The organism is Deltaproteobacteria bacterium (assembly GCA_040223695.1).
Lineage (GTDB): Bacteria > Desulfobacterota_D > UBA1144 > Nemesobacterales > UBA2774 > JAVKFU01.
The window spans coordinates 707,219-724,021 of sequence record JAVKFU010000015.1; the positions used below are offsets into that span (position 1 = coordinate 707,219).

At 44.9% G+C, this 16,803-nt stretch carries 13 protein-coding genes; all 13 read right to left on the reverse strand.

Annotated elements, in window-relative coordinates; all coding sequences use genetic code 11:
• Positions 1–129: 129 nt before the first annotated feature.
• Positions 130–1,071, reverse strand: coding sequence for a GDP-L-fucose synthase (locus RIG61_07555; GenBank protein ID MEQ9619017.1), 942 nt, complete (start codon positions 1,069–1,071; stop codon positions 130–132).
• Between the two features lie 64 nt (positions 1,072–1,135).
• On the reverse strand, positions 1,136–2,179 hold the full coding sequence (gene gmd / locus RIG61_07560) for a GDP-mannose 4,6-dehydratase (protein MEQ9619018.1): 1,044 nt from the start codon (positions 2,177–2,179) through the stop codon (positions 1,136–1,138).
• A gap of 100 nt (positions 2,180–2,279) precedes the next feature.
• The gene (locus tag RIG61_07565; protein ID MEQ9619019.1) at positions 2,280–3,527 is read right to left on the reverse strand and encodes a class I SAM-dependent methyltransferase; all 1,248 of its coding nucleotides are present in this window, start codon (positions 3,525–3,527) and stop codon (positions 2,280–2,282) included.
• A 171-nt stretch (positions 3,528–3,698) separates the two neighbouring features.
• Complete coding sequence (locus tag RIG61_07570; protein ID MEQ9619020.1) at positions 3,699–5,003, reverse strand: class I SAM-dependent methyltransferase; 1,305 nt, start codon at positions 5,001–5,003, stop codon at positions 3,699–3,701.
• A 224-nt stretch (positions 5,004–5,227) separates the two neighbouring features.
• Positions 5,228–5,407, reverse strand: a complete 180-nt coding sequence (locus RIG61_07575) for a DUF5989 family protein (protein ID MEQ9619021.1) — start codon at positions 5,405–5,407, stop codon at positions 5,228–5,230.
• A 227-nt stretch (positions 5,408–5,634) separates the two neighbouring features.
• Positions 5,635–6,780 carry a hypothetical protein gene (locus RIG61_07580; protein ID MEQ9619022.1) on the reverse strand — a complete coding sequence of 382 codons (1,146 nt, stop codon included), beginning with the start codon at positions 6,778–6,780 and terminating at the stop codon, positions 5,635–5,637.
• A gap of 422 nt (positions 6,781–7,202) precedes the next feature.
• Entirely contained in the window at positions 7,203–7,337 is a 135-nt protein-coding gene (locus RIG61_07585) for a hypothetical protein (GenBank protein MEQ9619023.1), read from the reverse strand.
• Positions 7,337–8,314: a GDSL-type esterase/lipase family protein gene (locus RIG61_07590; GenBank protein MEQ9619024.1), complete on the reverse strand. Its 978-nt coding sequence runs from the start codon at positions 8,312–8,314 to the stop codon at positions 7,337–7,339. The genes RIG61_07585 and RIG61_07590 overlap by 1 nt, the downstream gene beginning before the upstream one ends.
• Before the next feature lie 283 nt (positions 8,315–8,597).
• The gene (locus RIG61_07595) at positions 8,598–10,832 is read right to left on the reverse strand and encodes a VCBS repeat-containing protein (GenBank protein ID MEQ9619025.1); all 2,235 of its coding nucleotides are present in this window, start codon (positions 10,830–10,832) and stop codon (positions 8,598–8,600) included.
• A gap of 97 nt (positions 10,833–10,929) precedes the next feature.
• A complete protein-coding gene (locus RIG61_07600; protein MEQ9619026.1) occupies positions 10,930–13,317 on the reverse strand; it encodes an SUMF1/EgtB/PvdO family nonheme iron enzyme in 2,388 nt (795 codons plus the stop codon).
• Positions 13,318–13,338: 21 nt separating this feature from the next.
• Positions 13,339–14,403 (reverse strand): hypothetical protein, encoded by a 1,065-nt coding sequence (locus tag RIG61_07605; GenBank protein MEQ9619027.1) that lies wholly within the window; start codon positions 14,401–14,403, stop codon positions 13,339–13,341.
• Between the two features lie 53 nt (positions 14,404–14,456).
• A complete protein-coding gene (locus RIG61_07610; protein ID MEQ9619028.1) occupies positions 14,457–15,479 on the reverse strand; it encodes an aminoglycoside phosphotransferase family protein in 1,023 nt (340 codons plus the stop codon).
• A 91-nt stretch (positions 15,480–15,570) separates the two neighbouring features.
• The gene (locus tag RIG61_07615; protein ID MEQ9619029.1) at positions 15,571–16,803 is read right to left on the reverse strand and encodes a class I SAM-dependent methyltransferase; all 1,233 of its coding nucleotides are present in this window, start codon (positions 16,801–16,803) and stop codon (positions 15,571–15,573) included.

The following is a 16,803-nucleotide window of genomic DNA, read 5'->3' on the forward strand; positions in this document are numbered from 1 at the left end:
TTTTTTCGTAAACTATTTTATAAGGTACAAAAAATTGTCCCCGTGTTTAAGTATTCATTAAGAAACAGGGAATAAATTTTAATTAGAATGAATTAAAGGAATCAAGCCCAAGAAGTATTTTATTGCTAATTATCCAAGCCTGTTTTCTTTATACCACTCGATTGTTTTGGCCAGTCCTTCGCTGAAGGATGTACGGGATTCAAAACCGAACTCCTCTTTCGCTTTTGATACATCCAGTTTTCTTTTCGGCTGACCGTCGGGACGTGTGGCATCCCACTCAACCTCTCCCTCATAACCCACCATCTCTTTTATCATATATACGAGATCCCTAATTCTGATTTCCTCTCCGGAACCCAGATTCACGGGTTCACCTTTGTCATACCCCGCAGTAGCCATGACAATTCCACGCGCCGCGTCTTTTACGTAGAGGAATTCCCTTGACGGGCTGCCCGTCCCCCAGGCAAGAACCTTCTCCAGCCCCCTTTGCCTTGCGTCGAAGAACTTCAAAATAAGCGCCGGAATTACATGAGCGTCCTCCGGATCAAAATGATCGCCCGGGCCGTAGAGATTTACAGGTACCAGATATATGGCGTTAAAACCGTATTGCTTCCTGTAAGACTGTGCCTGAACCAGGAGGGCTTTTTTAGCCACTCCGTAAGGTGCGTTTGTCTCCTCGGGGTACCCGTCCCATAGATTCTCCTCTTTAAAAGGAACCGGCGTGAATTTCGGATAAGCGCAGACGGTACCGACAGCCACGAACTTATCCACCCCCTCTTGTCTGGAAGCTTCCATCAACTGTATGCCCATAATGGCATTATCATAAAAAAGCTCGCCGGGGAACTTCAAGTTAAAGCCTATGCCCCCTACCTTAGCCGCGAGATGTATCACCACGTCCGTATCTTTTACGGCGGCCAGGCAGTTCTCCCACTTTCTCAAATCAAGGTCTCCGCTGCGGGGTATCACTATATTCTCCCGCGGAACTCCTCTAGAAACAAGTTCATCCACGACGCAGGAACCGAGAAACCCACTGCCCCCTGTTAAAAGTATGCGTTTTGAGCTTAATTCTTTCATCATAATTAACCTTTATCACAATAATAAATAAATGAAGCTGAGTTCTCCCTATTCAATAAGATTCTCAATCCCTTTTCCACCATCTATTGGGGAATTTTTCTTTTAGTATTCTGTCGCCCTCTCCTACGGGTTCGAGACCCATTTCCCTCATATCAGCGTCAATCATTATTTTAACGAGGTCGCTGAATCCGATTTTTACGTCCCACCCCAGAACATCTCTCGCCTTGCCGGGATCCGATTTCAGGCTTTCTACCTCGGTCGGCCTGAAATAGTTCGGATCGGTTTTAACATATTTCTCCCAGTCAAGCCCGACGTAGGAGAAAGCCTCCTCTACGAACTCCTGTACCGAATGAGTTTCGCCAGTCCCGATTACAAAATCCTGAGGAGTATCCTGCTGAAGCATCTTCCACATGATTTCTACATACTCGGGGGCGTACCCCCAGTCACGCGTAGGCTCCAGATTTCCGAGAAAGAGGTACTGCTGCCGCTCCCTCAGTATGTTGGCTATGGCCCTTGTTATTTTTCTTGTTACGAATGTTTCTCCCCTTCTGGGAGACTCGTGGTTAAAGAGTATTCCGGTTACGGCGAATATATCATAACCGTCCCTGTAGTTCACTGCCGTCCAGTGAGCCATGAGCTTCCCGCACGCGTAAGGGCTTCTGGGCTGGAACACCGTAGATTCGTTCTGCGGCGGGGGTGAGGCACCGAACATCTCACTGCTCGACGCCTGGTAAAAACGGCATTTGATGCCGCTCCTTCTTATGGATTCGAGTATTCTTACGGTACCGAGCCCGGTAATGTTATTACTGTACTCCGGCATATCGAAACTCACTCTGACATGGCTTTGCGCCGCCAGGTGATATATCTCGTCAGGCTCAATCTTGTATATCATGTTCGTCATCTGGCTCGAATCGCTTAAATCTCCATAGTGAAGGTACAGTCGAGCTTCAGGTTCGTGCGGATCGACATAAATGTGGTCAATCCTTTCGGTATTAAAACTGCTTGATCTTCTTATCAGACCATGAGTTTCATATCCTTTGGACATCAGGAATTCAGCGAGGTACGAACCGTCCTGTCCCGTAATTCCAGTTATAAGTGCCTTTTTCATTCGCGACTCCGTTAGATCATGAATTTGAGGATTGATCCCAAATATTAAAACTAAAGGGGATCTATATGTAAATTGCAACTTCCAATAAGGGATTCAAATATTATACAGCCAATAGTTTACCGGATAAGCCCAGTTCATCCCGCACATATTTTTTAATTTCATTTAAGTAGATCGGGTTCATCACAACTATATAATCCGGTTTGTAATCTTTCAGTAATTTCGGGTTTACTATTTCCTGTCCCGTGCCGGCAATATATTTTCCCTGTTTTCGGGGATTAATATCCACCACATAACGAATCTGATCTTTAATATTCAATATGTTCAAGAAAGTAACCCCCTTAGAGCCTGCGCCCCATAAAACAACTTTCTTTTTATCTCGTATAGAATTCGTTAAAAAGTTTTTTGATTCGGCTATTTTGTTTTGAAATCTCTGTGTAAAATCACCTGTGTAATTGAGAAGCTCTCCGACGCAGTTATCGTCGAGTCTGAAATTTCCATTCTGATGCGCGGATTTAGAAGCCTCGATACAAAGAAACTGTTTCTCGTAAGTTTCGTATATCGCGTGAACGGAGAAACCGCATCCGGAAAAAAGCCGGCTTAGCGAATAGGAGCTGAAATAAGAGTAATGCTCGTATATGATATCCCAGATTGAAAAATCACGGAGAGTCCACAACAAACTTGGAACCTCGAAAAATAATTTTGTATTTTGATTATTGTCAACCGTCCGATTAATATGATCCAGAAAATTTCTGGGATCATAAATGTGCTCAAGTACATGCCTGCAAATAATAAAGTCTACTTGTGATTCGGATAATTGATCGGAATAAAATTCTTTAATGATCCTGACAGCATGGTTATTTCCCTCGGAGTCAAGCTCTCCCCTGTAACCCGGATCAAAACCGATTCCCTCATTCCCGCCCCTCTTGCAAACCAGTTTCAGGAAGTCTCCCTGCCCGCAGCCTATTTCAGCGATTTTCTTGTCATTAAGAGAATGACGCTCAATTAACTGTTCTGCCAGCCAATCGGTATACTCTCTGAACCTTTCGGAAAAATGCAAAGAATTCTCGTAACTTCCCGAATATCGCATAAGAGCGGGATTGAAAGCCGCATTAAACACATGGCCGCACTTCCTGCATAATGCCAAATCAATATCACCCCTGACAACATTTAAGGCCTCACCGTACTGGCAGCAAATCAGGTTACAGTGAACGGGCACCTCGCTGATTGAAAGGAATACGGAGTGATTCGACGACTCACATATAGGACAATTAATAGCCATGTTATTTTTTACCTGTATAAATTTGTTTTTCGGACTGCCCCTGCCACCGGACGTTAAATCCGTTTTCATATCCCACCGGATCACGGGGTCAGTTTAAATATGCCAAATCCGCAGTTGAAAAGTATTACCGTTTCAGGGTGTGCGGATTATAAAACACACTCACAATCTAAACAGTAAGCCCTTTCATTATCAATCATTATTTAATCATTGAAAACGCGAATTTTTATCCGGGAAAGACTTCTATATATCGTTGACCGTTATAATTTCGGGGCTTAATTTCATACTTGCGAGCTGCTCTCTTATTTCCGTCAAATAAATCGGATTCATAACAATCACAACATCGGGCCTGTAGTCCCGCAAAAACCCGGGAGAGACGATTTCCTGCCCGGTTCCCGCCATATAGCTCCCCTGCCTGTAGGGATTTATGTCCACTACATATTCCAGCTCACTATATGGAATCTTTAGTGTCGTGAGGAACGAAACACCTTTTGAGCTCGATCCCCACAGAACCGCTTTAAGATTTTTCTCCCTGATCTCATTTAGACGGCCCTTCCATGCATCCAGCTTTTGCCCGTAATTTTTTGAGAAGCAGTCTATTTTGTTCCTGAGATTTTCAATATCATTTTCAGGTGCGGGCCGATCGGCGTTTCCGTTTCCATTAATGCAGGCCTCAATCATCAGGTACTGATCGTCATAATCAGTCCATACGTCAGTTACTTCAAACCCGCGGCTACGGAAGAGACGTGCCAGCGGTCCGGGGGCAAAATACGAGCAATGCTCATAGTAAATATCCCAAAACGCAAGCTCATCCAGAATGCGTGTGAATTCGGGTATCTGAAAAAAGACTATGGTCTCACTTCCTTTCCCCAACGAATTCCTGACATCTTTTATAAAATTTGAAGTATCCTGTATATGCTCGAGGGTCATCTTGCAGCATAGAAAGTCAGTATCCTCCATTCGATATTTCTCTCCATAAAAATCACTTACAAAAGTTACGCATCCGTCACATGAATCCGGATGGTCTCTGTCCAGGGGTCCTTCATTGCTTGTGGAAATAATAGTTACGTTAGAGGGAGGTTCCGTGATGTTATAGCTTCTAGAGCCCTCGTAAGCCGGGTCGAAACCGATGCCGTGGTTACCTCCGAGCTGTGCCAGGAGACTGATAAATTCGCCCTGCCCGCAGCCTATTTCTACAATATTTTTTTTATGAAGCCCGTACCGCCCTATCAGAAGCTCCGCCAGTCGCCTGGAGAAAGTGTTAAAAGTAGGGGAAAAAGCCTGAGAGGACTCGTACTTCGACGAATATTCATGACGCTGTGAGTCAAACGCGTAATTCGAGACAAACCCGCATGAGCTGCAAAATCCGAGCGCAATATCCCCAGTTGGATAGTTTATTGCCTCGTCCCTTGTTTCAAGCAACAAAACGCTGTGAACCGGCACGCCTTTGACCCTGTAAAATACAGAGATCGATTCTCCGTAGCAACCTGGACATTTATATTCTCCAGCGGCACTTTGTTCGATTAATCCTGGCACTTCGGAACTCAAGTATATTCCTCCACTCATAATTCAAGACCGCAGAAATAAGAATGCCTAAGTATAAATTGTTCATTAACGCAAGTAACGGGTATTGAGACTTATCATGCAGATAATAAGCCAGCCGATATAATCGGTATCACTCAAATCCTGTTACGATCTCTCTATAAAAATAATTATATGGAATTGTGACGTTTCCTTTATCTTAAAGAAATTCAGTCTCTAAGATCTATTTACTAAAACAACGTATATATAAAAGGAGCCACGGCAGAGCCCTGTGCGAAAATGATAAGGAATCCGAAAAGGAGAAGTATAAGAAGCATCGGAGTGATCCACCACCACTTGTTCTGAAGAAAAAACTGAAGGAGCTCCCCGGCTATGCCCATTCTATTGGTTATACCTTTTAGGAATGACATACGACACATTCCTCCGGTACACACATAAAATTATAAAGGCTGGAATCCTGGAACTTTATATTATTCCGCCGGTTATGACAATTTCTCCTCTGCTTATCCACCTCTTTAAAATGTTCACTTATTGCTGCAAATCTTGACATAATATTTGAGACCTTATTCACCTAAATATTTTTATGTTTGAAAAAATAGCTCGGTGATATAATTTTTGACTAATATCGTTCATGAATCTACTCTTGCGTGAGACTGATGTCCGTCTCCTTATTGCACAAGCGGGGTTTTAGAAGTTCATATAACGCTGTTGCTGCTTGGAGATGACCTTTCTCATTCCAGTGTCCGTCGTTTTTCCAACGATAATTTGCCGGGTCTTCAGGGAAATACGGCAATATATTTAGGTACATTATTTTCAGTTTATCCGATATTCTTATCAAATCATCAATATATTCTTCATCACTTTTATCTGTTTTGGATGTAACAAGTAATTCGATACCGTCTTTTTTCATGCTTTTTAAAATAAGTTCCAGAACCTGGAAGTCTTCATGTCTAACTTCTTTCTCCATACGATTCTCTGGAGAAATTTTGAAGTATGTATAGATATTTCTTAAGGGATAATACAAAGCAAAATTGTTTTTGATAAACGTCCTTATCGACAGCTGCGTTTCATTAATGTATCCCTGCGTAATATCATAGCCATCATCTGTATATTTAATATAGGCGTAATAAGAAATCTCAAATTTTTTCGAAGGTCTGTTCACCAAAATAAGTTCTTCGTTACTGAATGCGAATGCTGGTTTTCCCCATAAAGTATTCGATATTTTAATACTTCTATTATCTACGAAGTCATCACTGCTAAACATATAAATAACGTACTTTGGTTTGACAATATTTAACAGTCTCTCTAAGAGCCACAATGATTGGTCCGTTCCATAGCCATTTACCCCAGCGTTATAAACTCGATAATTGCAACCATTTTCGAAAAATAGCCTTTCCAGAACAGCTGAATATGTTTCGTTGTTGTCAACTTCAAAACCGCCAGTTACAGAGCCACCAACCATTAATATCGCTTCACCCTCAGCATTAAAGTCATTATCGTTCACTCTAATTCCATTTTCATCGAATTTAACAAATCCGTTGAATCCTTCTTTTGGATCTGAGAGATATCCTTCAAAATTGGGAATATTAGTCCAGCCCAGTTCTTCGTCATAACGATTAAGCTTTATACGGCTAGAATTATTGTTCTTAACAATCGAAAATCGTCCATAATGATAAAATCTCAAGACAATTTCAGCAAAAAACAATGTAAAGATTAGCGTAATAATTATAAAGATTAAGGAAACCAGAACAGTCCTGGACAATGTATTCCTATTTTTCTGCATATTAATTAACTCCGGCCATTTTCATTCTAATAATTTCAATTAAAAGTCATTACTATCGAAGCCGAAAGTTCAGTCAATATTTACAAAGATTTCCGCTAAACATAGAAAAAGAGTGCAGAGCGAGAAAAAAGGAACTTCCCTTACGTAATATCGGTCAAAAGCTTTTTTCCCTTCTAACAAATTTCTATTGCAAAACTTGTTTACCAGAACAGAGTATAAATAAAGGAAACCACTGCAGAACGTAAGCTAAGCACCTATTGCTTGCATAAGTGGGGTTTTAGAAGTTCGTATAATCCTGTTGCCGCTGTAAATGACCTTATTCGTTCCAGTGCTTATCTTTCTTCCAATTCATCCTGTCCTCCAGAAGTTAGTGGAAACTGTCCTCTATAGCTACATCATAAGCCATTATAATGGAATAAGCGCTAGAATATCTGGTAATTAAACGCTCCCCTCTGAGGCCCTGAAGAAAGAACAATCAGAAGCACGGTGAGGACGACGAAAACTGCGAAGGCAGCTATAAGGTAGTTTTTGTATTTGGAGAAGAATTTACCCAGCACTAATTTGTCTCCTTTTTAGAAATAAATTCAACTAAGGATTCGGCAATAATACCATGGGCGAGCTTATTGGGGTGAGCGTCGTCGTAGCTAACCCAGAGTTCCATTTGATCCCCATAGTCTGAGAATAGCTTTGCCAGACTCATGTACTCTATTCCGCTCTGCTGTAGAAAAAGAGATACTTTATCATATACTTCTCTGAATATAAGGTTATCCGTATCATGGAGCTCGGGCAGGAGCACCACCTGGAACGCGATGCCGTTCTCAAGGCAATAGTCCCTGAGCTCAATCATGGCCTTTTTCGAATTTATCCACCCCTCCTGATCGTCCATGTAAAGGGCAGTATAATAATCCTTAAAGCTCTTTGAGGCGAAAATGTTGTTCATAAGAGAGTTGATCCTGGACCAGTAAAAGGATATAAGGTGCGAGTGGCCGAGGAACCAGAGACCCGATTTCTCGGATGTGGCTTCGGCGTCGTTAATGAAGTAAAAGAGCACCACCTTGTCGGGATTGTATTCAACCCCCTTTTCGAAAAACAGGTTTACTTCCTGCTCCGTGTTATAGTTCCCGGTGCCGAAGTTTATGATCTCGGTTGGCGCGGCTCTACCGATCTCCTCTTCAAGTACGTACTGGAACGTGCCTTCCTGCTCGACCCCCCAGCCGAACGTTAACGAGTCTCCGAGGAATATTATCCTGTAAGCATCCCTCCTCTCTTTTAGATATTCCCTGTCCCTGAGCCCGTCTGAATTTATTGACACGTTTACACCCATGAGCTCAATTTCGCTCCCGGGTTTGTGTACGTGCCCTATCTTTGGATTCTCCGAGTCCTCCTTTACGTTCATTGCGTAGCGGGTCATCTCTATATCATAAACTGTGTTGTAGTGGAGATAGACCCTGATGAGCCCTTCGCATATAGCGAACAGGACTACCAATATAATTAAAATGGCGAGTAAAGTTTTAAGTATCTTAGCGGATTTCATGCATATTCCACTCTTCACAATTCAAGATCACAACAAGAAAAAACCCTTGACATAACTTCCTGTTATCATTAATTATATCTGTAGAAGTGGACTCTATTGCATTAGTAGTATTCATATATTCTTAGTCACAAAATTTTCATTTTGATTTTTCTCGTCATCCACTACCTTTACCCGGACGAACGTTTTAAATAATCTTTCCGCTAAATATAAAAACGCGTTTACTATATGTCAATAACTTTTATTGACTGAACAAATCTGAGATTATTGGTATAATCTGAAGAATTTATTGTAGCGACTTATTCTCATAAATAATTACTTTCCGGTGCGTCCAGCCTATTGAGATAACATCGAGGTCCCCGTCGCCGTCAATATCGGCAAGCTGAGCGCCGTCGTGATGCTCATCGCCCATATGTATAATATGACTGCTCCATTTGGTCCCGCCGCCGTCCTTATTCTCAAAAAAGTAGAGCTTGGCTCTTGAAGGCTCGTCTATATTGTGCTCACCGGCCACCACGTCCGTATCCCCGTCTTTATCAACATCTCCCACATCGAGACTCATGGGCCCGGTTATAATCCCGATCAGGTGCTCCTCCCATTCAGGAGCTGAAGCATCGCCTTTTTGCTCATACCACGCGAGCTTTCCGGGTTTGCTGACCGCCTCGTACCCGACCACGGCGTCGAGCCTCCCATCCTGATTAATATCCACAAGAAGATTGCGGTCAGGGGGAGCGTCATCTGTTTCGATTATCGTCATCTCCTCCCATGACGAACCGTCATTCCGGAGCCATTTGGTACCCAGAAGCAAGTCCTGATCGTCATCCCGGTCTATATCTCCTGCACTCAAAGCCTCATTCTGTGAAAAACCGGGTACAGTCGAGATTCTCCACCGGCTATCGGCAGGATTATCAGGAACAGTCAAAAGCTGAATATCCTTTCCATCCTCGTGCCACGACAGGGCAATCTGGAGGCTTTCACCTTGAAAACGGTCAACGGCTGCGCCCTGAAGAAAATCACCATCCCCGGGGGGTATGTTTGTATGTATCTTAAAATTCCCAGAACCGTCGTTTTCAGCCCATAGCATATCGGAATTAGGACTGGAGCCTTCGCCTTCCGTCCCCAGTATGTCCATATCCCCGTCACCGTCAAAGTCATAAACCGAAGCCATATTATTGAACCTATCGCCGATCGGAATACGCTTCCACTTCCCATTAATCCTGCCGGGATTCCTGTACCAGAAACCTCCCGTGACAAGATCTTTCCTTCCGTCATTATTCAGATCAGCGGATGTGATAAATACGCCTATTGAAGGCTTGCCCGCGTCCACCACACGGCGTTTCCAGTCCCAGCTATTCAGCAAGACGTCTATACGCGGGGTGTCCCAATTGTAAGGTTTGACCAAAATATCGAGATCGCCGTCACCGTCCAGATCACTCACCCTGGACTCATGGCTGCCGAATCCGACGGAAATAGCCCGCTTTTTAAAATCTCCTTTACCGTTACCGTAGAAAATCCACATTCTAGCGTCTTCATTATTGCCGTCAGGCCTCATTTCCGCAGCGAAAATATCCAAATTGCCGTCGCCGTTCATATCCTCGATCTCAAGCGAGTGACCGTGATAGACGTCAAACTTCAGAAGATCATGACCTTTCCACCCGCCATTCTTCCACTCGTACCACTTCAACGGTCCCACGCCGTCTCCTATGACAAAAACCACTTCCGGCGGCCCTCCCTTAATTAATTGTCCCGCCTCTACCCGTGAAAACACCTGATTCTTATCTATAGTTTGAGGATCAAAATTATCTCCCCCCAGGTGCTTAAACCAGTGTCCACCTCCGACAATATCCTGTTTTCCGTCAAGGTCAATATCTGCTGAGAAAAGGCCCTCCGACTCGGACTCGCTTGTGAAAATTGCAGTATACGGCCAGGGTTCGGTATTTTCAGGCTCTGGGGGAACTTCAGCCAAAAAAAGCTTGTTGTCTCCCTGATTCCAGAAGACGAGTTCCACCTCCCCGTCGCCGTCGAAGTCTCCGAACACCTGGTCGTGATGTTTGTTTGCGCCGGAATTTTTTATTACATGCCTTTTCCATGAAAGCTCCGGATCAAAATCCGGATATGGGTTCTCCCACCACCACATTTTGTTATCCGACGCGTCCGCCCCGAAAACAATATCAGGATCTCCGTCCCGGTCGATGTCGTGAAATGCCCCTCCCGCCTCCACGGGAAGAGTGTCTTTCTCAATCATATATTTCTTCCACCCGACTGCTTCGCGTTTATACCAATAAACGGAAGACCCGTTTTCTCGGCTCCCTATTACAAAGTCATTCAGTCCGTCTTTATCCACATCCAGGACTAAACTGGCTGTCTGCTGAGTGGACGGACCGGGCTCGGGAAGGTCCCCGTGTTTGCTTGATAGATTAAGCCATCTGCTTATCTCGCCTTCCGGCTCCCCGCAATGCGCCCCGAATAAAGCTAAAATTGTAATTGTCAGGATAAGTTTAACAATTTTATTTAATTTCAATATTTCCTGCTCAATATTTCTGGAATTTTTATACGGTTTCTGGTTTTATAGAGGCGAGACAATATACCGGCTCTATGCTACAAAAAAAGAACACAAATTAGCGGGCGCATCTGAAACCGGTGTTTCCAAACCTTTCATTGGGAATATCCTTGGCCCGATGATATACCCTTACACGTGAAGGCGCATTTTTCCATGAACCGCCGCGGACACAGAGGGAATCCTCGCGGCTGTAGTCATTGCTCATAGCTTCCTCGCCCGTCGAAATAATACGGGAGATGAAATTTTTAATACGACCCTTAATACTGCGTTTTATCTCAAAATCACATATATCTCCCGTCCATTCCCAAACATTTCCCGCCAAGTCCAAAACACCGTAAGGGGAGGCCCCTTGTGGAAAAGAGCCCACGGGCGAGGTTGTGTAAAAACCGTCATTGTAACCTTTAACGGTATCCAGTTTGGGGTTATTACGTTTCGCCTCTTCATCCCCTAGATTTGCTAGAGCTTTCTTTCCGTTAAAATCATTATTTCCCCACGGATAAATTCTTCCGTCGGTTCCTCTTGCCGCCTTTTCCCACTCCGCCTCAGTCGGCAATCGCTTTCCGGCCCAATGACAATATGCTTCAGCCTGAGACAAATCCACGCAATTGATCGGATGACTCTCTTTTCCTTTCTTTCCCCAGTTACATTGAAATGACAGCTCCGGTCTTTCCGAACCTCTAAACTCGGGCAGATTGAGATTGTCGCTTTTGCAGCGACCGGCTTTGACGCACTCGCCGTACTGCGCTACTGTTACCTCCGTCTTGTCAATCGCGTAAGAATCTACATGGACAAGCCTAAGAGGATTCTCGTAATCCTGACAGTAAGAATATTCGTCCTTGTTACAACCCATCCGGAACTCACCCGCGGGAATCAAGACCATTTCCGTTCCCGTATCGTCTGTTATTACCGGAGGCGATAGTACGGTATCCATAACTTTATGAACATCGGTATTATCGATGTACGAGCCGCGCACAGGGTCTGACTTTGTCGCAAAAGTTGCGAACAGTTCGGAATTCAATCCTTTGGCATACAGTGGTACGAGGTTATTTGTGTGTGCCGAATTCCGGCACGTATTCCAGACCCAGAAAACGGTCTCGCCCGAGTCTATAGTATTGTTCTCATTTCCGTCTTCCCAGCTGGCGCGGCAGTCGCTGTTATCAACCTCTTTCTCAAGAGATATGGTTCTGTCGCTCACCTCACCAAGCAGCTGATCAGGAAACACGCCGGGCCCTGCGGTCAGGTAGCCTGATTCGTGGTCTCCCGTAACGATTACAAGAGTGTTTTCCCAGTCGCTTCCGTTAGAAGGGTTTTCAACCCAGTCAACCACGGCCTGAACCGCTTCATCGAAATCAATCTGTTCCCCTATCATAAGGTTCATGTCGTTATCGTGCCCCGCGTAATCGACAGCCCCGCCCTCTATAAGTAATACGAAACCGTGGGGGTTGCGGGCGAGAACTGTTAGAGCAGACGTGGTCATTTCAGCAAGCGTCGGATTGTCAAGATTACGTCCTGATCCATCGGCTAAACGGTAGCTGTGTCCGAACAAACCCACGAGTTTGGTTATATTTTCGTTTTCAGCCGTCCGGATTAAACGCGCTCCGTTATCTTTTCCGTCGACGCTCTCAATCAGTGTGTGTTTATCCGGCTCAGAGCTTTCATTCCGGAGCCTGCCGCGAATGTAATCGTTCAGGTAGCTCTCACCCGAGTGGCCAAGACCGTCAGCGCCTATTAAAACGTCTATAGGGTCTGACGGGCCGCGGTCTCCGGTATATAAATCCTTGAATACCTTCCGCGACCTCGGCACCCTTTTAAAAACCTTTTGACCAAGATACCTGGCCCTCTCATTCCAGTCCCATTCGTCGTACGTTGCATGTGGATCCCCGAACAAACCCTCCTCGGCAATCGCGTATGAATTAAATCTGTAATCATTATGCGCGTACCAGGCCCCGGGAGTTGCGTGTGATATTTGCACAGTGCTTACCGCTCCCACGGCCATATTGAACATTCTGGCTTTTTCCGCGATTGAATACAGGCGTTCACCGTCGAGCGATACGCCTAACATCGACGACTTAGTTTTTGTGCCGGTATACATTGCGGTTGCCGACGCTGCGCTGTCGGTCGGCCCTCTTTTGACATAATCGAAATCCGACCATGCGAGCTCGGGGTCGTAGCCGCCGCCCGCGGGATAGGTTGACATCCAGTATGGGTCCCAGAATTGATATGCCGGAGCGCGTCCGGTGTATTTACCAGTCGCCTCTATGTGTTTTATCCCCCAGCCGTCGCTGATCATTAAAATTACGTACTTGGCCCCCGAAGGCTGGAGAAATTCTTCTCCTTCGGAGAGGCTTCCAGTTAATAATAAGCAAATCACCGCCGCGGCAAAGATATAACGGCGGCAAGTCAGCCCTTCCGGACGTTTGAATTTTACAGGTTTATTAAGTTTCATAACCGGCTCACATTTTCGTATTTATAACGGAGAGACATCGAAATTATAGATTCTCACACCGCAATTATACGCGATTACTCCGACAGCACCCCCGGAAAGGATTTCAGGAGGTTTATCAGCGACCAGCTGCGGCGAGGGCTTCTTCTTTCGTTCTTCCCAGACAGTAAGCTCATACCTTTCAGGGTGAACAAGCATCCTGAACAGATAATTTCTTCCGGGAACGATTTGTGAAAAAGGGTTTAAGGCTGCCAGGGAGTCAGGTTTTATCAGTTTCAGCACTCCTCGGTAGGTTTTAAGCATTTTTCCTTTGAGATAATAGTAATGCGAAAGAGGTCTTTCCTTTAATATGTAATCTCCTTGCTTGGTACCGTTATTATCGAAGTGCACATTCTGACCGAGACGAATTCTGAGTCCCCGTGAAAGTGAATAATAGTAACCAAGCCCCGTGGACCACTGAGCCGGCAGGCAACTGCCGTCGCCCTGCAGATGTGAATTCCACTTAAAGAGCAATCCTACGTTGTGTGTAATATGAGTCCAGGAAGTAACACAAAGCCTCGCCGTAATTTCATAACCTGAAGTCCAGTCGCGGCGTCCGAAAAGAATTATTCTGTCCAGTCCAGCGTCTTTTTTCAGAATCTCAATACAGGGCTCCGAGCGTTCGTCCCTTCCGCAAAACCACCTGCCGTCAACTATCTGCCCGACCTCATGAGGATAACTCGCGTCGGACAAATCGAGTCTGTAACGAGGGATTGTCTCACTGCTCAAACGACTTGGAAAATTGAGGTGATACTCCTTTTCCTCCGAACCCAGGTCTAGTCTGAATCCCATACGGTTTTCCGGAAGAAGGTCCTCAAGCACCACGGTATCAATGTTAAAATCACCTGCCTTCATTAGCCTCTCGGAATTATTTTTCAGGTACTTAAAAAATACCGCTCTCTCGGGGCTGCCGTTGATAGAATACGTTATTTTTTTAATCTTCTCAGGGTGCTTTATCCTGCCCAGAATGTTAAATATATTTTGGGCTCCGGTTACCGCCGTACTGTCAGGGGCTAAATTCCAGAGCTCGAATTCATCGTTTTCATACATGATGTGTTATTAAATCCCTTTGGAATTTGCAGTAGTTGTACTGCGGTTAAACGCTATAAACCCCGGCTCAGTCTATTATAAGCCTCTACTGCTCTCAAGGCTGAATCTTCGATGTAGCCTTTGATGTCTATTTTCGTTTTGTCGGCTGAACCGGCAACCTGATTCGCCAAAAAGGCGCAATCTATCAGGCCGCGCTCCAGCTGACAGACCTCATACAGTCTTTGATGTTCTCCGGCAGAAAGGCTGCGATCGTTTTTTGAGAAAATTTCAAGCGCGGCTTCCTCAACCTCCGGTCTCGCCCTTTTAAGAAGAGAGGCCAGATCCTGATGCGGAAGCCCGATCCCCGCCCATTCCCAGTCGATAAACTTTATTGTGCCGTCATTTTGTTTATGTACGAGTATATTCGCGAGGTTAGAGTCACCGTGTATTATGGTGTTTAAACCGGAATATTCATATTTTTCGTCGTACAAGGAAGAAATCCCCTCCCAATTATCACAAAGGGTGGAAACAGCACTCGTTTTTGTCGCGCCAGTATACCGTTCAAGTCCCTCTATAATATAGGTTTTAAGCCTTGAAGATAAATCTCTATCATAAATAATAAATAAATTTTCACTCAAACTGTAATTGCATTCTCCGATTTTATCGTACAATTCGGCTAACTCTGAAGCTATGTACAGGATGTCTTTTTTATTACGGGCAGGTCTGTAATGCTTGTTCAAATCCTCCATTAAATACTTGTAATGCAGCCCGGAGATTACCTCACGGCACATGTAAATTTTAGGCAGATATTTTGTAATCCCTCCCTCTGCCCTGCTGTATATTCTATATTCAGGGGGTCCCGGATTTATCGGAAAACTATTCAGCGCGGGGATTATGTCCTGCCGGTAAAGGGCGTTTTTATAGATTATACTCCATTTATCTCCCGCCTCCGTTTGAAGCAGCAATCTAAAAGCGCCGGATTTTTTCCATCCCGAAAGAGCGCAGTAAGAGACAGATTGTAAGGGATTGCCAACGCCGGATTTACATAACTCGTCAAGCTCATCAAACCCAAGCCCCTCAGGGGTTCCTTTAATCAAATTCGCCCCCGAGATATAGCTCAATATTTTGGCCGACCCTCTTCTGAATAATCTACGAAATTCCGGTACATGCATATTACGTTTTCTTCCGTTAAGCGATAGACGGATAGGGGATAGGAATAATGAACTTCCCCCCTCTTTGCCTGTATGCTTCCTGCTGTCCCAGTATCTCTTCCGCAAAGTTCCAGGCCAGAAGCAATACGAAATCCGGCATCGCTTCCAGTAATTTTTGAGTAGGCAATATGGGCAAGTGGTTCCCGCCCATGTATCTGCCGTGTTTGAATGAATTCAGATCCACGATAAAATCCAGATAATTACCGTCTATGCCACAGTAACTGAGAAGCGTAGTCGCTTTGGCTGCCGCGCCGTAAGCGGCCAGGCTCGAACTCTTCGCTTTCAGCTCAGCCAGCATTTGGGAGAGTGACTCTTTGACCTCGCTTACACGGTCGGCAAAGCGTGAATAGTAGGCCAACCTGTCCATCCCCGCCACCCTCTCTTCACTCAAAAGTTGTGTAATACTTTCATCCGGCGACTGCCGCTTTTCCACAAAGAGCCTGAGAGACCCTCCATGTATTGAAAGCCTTCTGGCACTGTTAAGATAAAGCCCCCGGTTACTGAATAATTTGTCGAGCGCTGTCACGGAAAAGTAACAAAGATGCTGATGATAGATTGTATCGAACTCACATTTCTGAATCAGGTCCTCTATATACGGAACTTCGATCACAGCCACACCGTCATCTTTCAAGATTGTTCCCATCGCTTCCACAAATCCGTTCAGGTCGGCCACATGAGCGAGCACGTTGTTTGCGATCACGACATCTGCAAACATATTTTTTTTGGAAAAGGTATTTGCGAGATTTTTATCAAAAAATGTACAAAGCGTCGGGATACCCGCCTTTTCAGCTGAGCCTGCCGGGCCTTCCGCTGGATCAATTCCAATAACCGGGATTTCATTTTCCACAAAATTTCTGAGCATATAACCGTCATTGCTCGCGACCTCAATCACCAGGCTCTTCGAATCAAGGCTCCTGGATGAAATGAGCTCTAACGCGTTCTCCCTCGAATGACGCAGGAGCGAGTCCGACGTGGAGGAGAAATAAGGGTAATCCTGACAAAACAGAATTTCGGGTGAAACCGTCTCAGTAATCTGAACAAGTGAACAGTGTGGACAAAAAACAAGATCCAGAGGCACCTTCAGTTCCGGGTCTTCCAGTTGATCACCTGTAAGAAGACGATCGGCAAGAGGCGTCTCGCCGAAGGAGATCACAAGATCGAGTTCCTTATGACCGCATGAGCGGCATTGTTGAATTTCTTCGTACACCAT

What these genes read in the sequence shown, in the direction of transcription:
- RIG61_07580 (MEQ9619022.1), bottom strand. Translation starts at nt 6,780, where the DNA reads ATGCAGAAAAATAGGAATACATTGTCCAGGACTGTTCTGGTTTCCTTA.
- RIG61_07555 (MEQ9619017.1), bottom strand. Translation starts at nt 1,071, where the DNA reads ATGAAAGAATTAAGCTCAAAACGCATACTTTTAACAGGGGGCAGTGGG.
- RIG61_07565 (MEQ9619019.1), bottom strand. Translation starts at nt 3,527, where the DNA reads ATGAAAACGGATTTAACGTCCGGTGGCAGGGGCAGTCCGAAAAACAAA.
- RIG61_07600 (MEQ9619026.1), bottom strand. Translation starts at nt 13,317, where the DNA reads ATGAAACTTAATAAACCTGTAAAATTCAAACGTCCGGAAGGGCTGACT.
- RIG61_07605 (MEQ9619027.1), bottom strand. Translation starts at nt 14,403, where the DNA reads ATGTATGAAAACGATGAATTCGAGCTCTGGAATTTAGCCCCTGACAGT.
- RIG61_07590 (MEQ9619024.1), bottom strand. Translation starts at nt 8,314, where the DNA reads ATGAAATCCGCTAAGATACTTAAAACTTTACTCGCCATTTTAATTATA.
- RIG61_07615 (MEQ9619029.1), bottom strand. Translation starts at nt 16,803, where the DNA reads ATGGTGTACGAAGAAATTCAACAATGCCGCTCATGCGGTCATAAGGAA.
- gmd (MEQ9619018.1), bottom strand. Translation starts at nt 2,179, where the DNA reads ATGAAAAAGGCACTTATAACTGGAATTACGGGACAGGACGGTTCGTAC.
- RIG61_07575 (MEQ9619021.1), bottom strand. Translation starts at nt 5,407, where the DNA reads ATGTCATTCCTAAAAGGTATAACCAATAGAATGGGCATAGCCGGGGAG.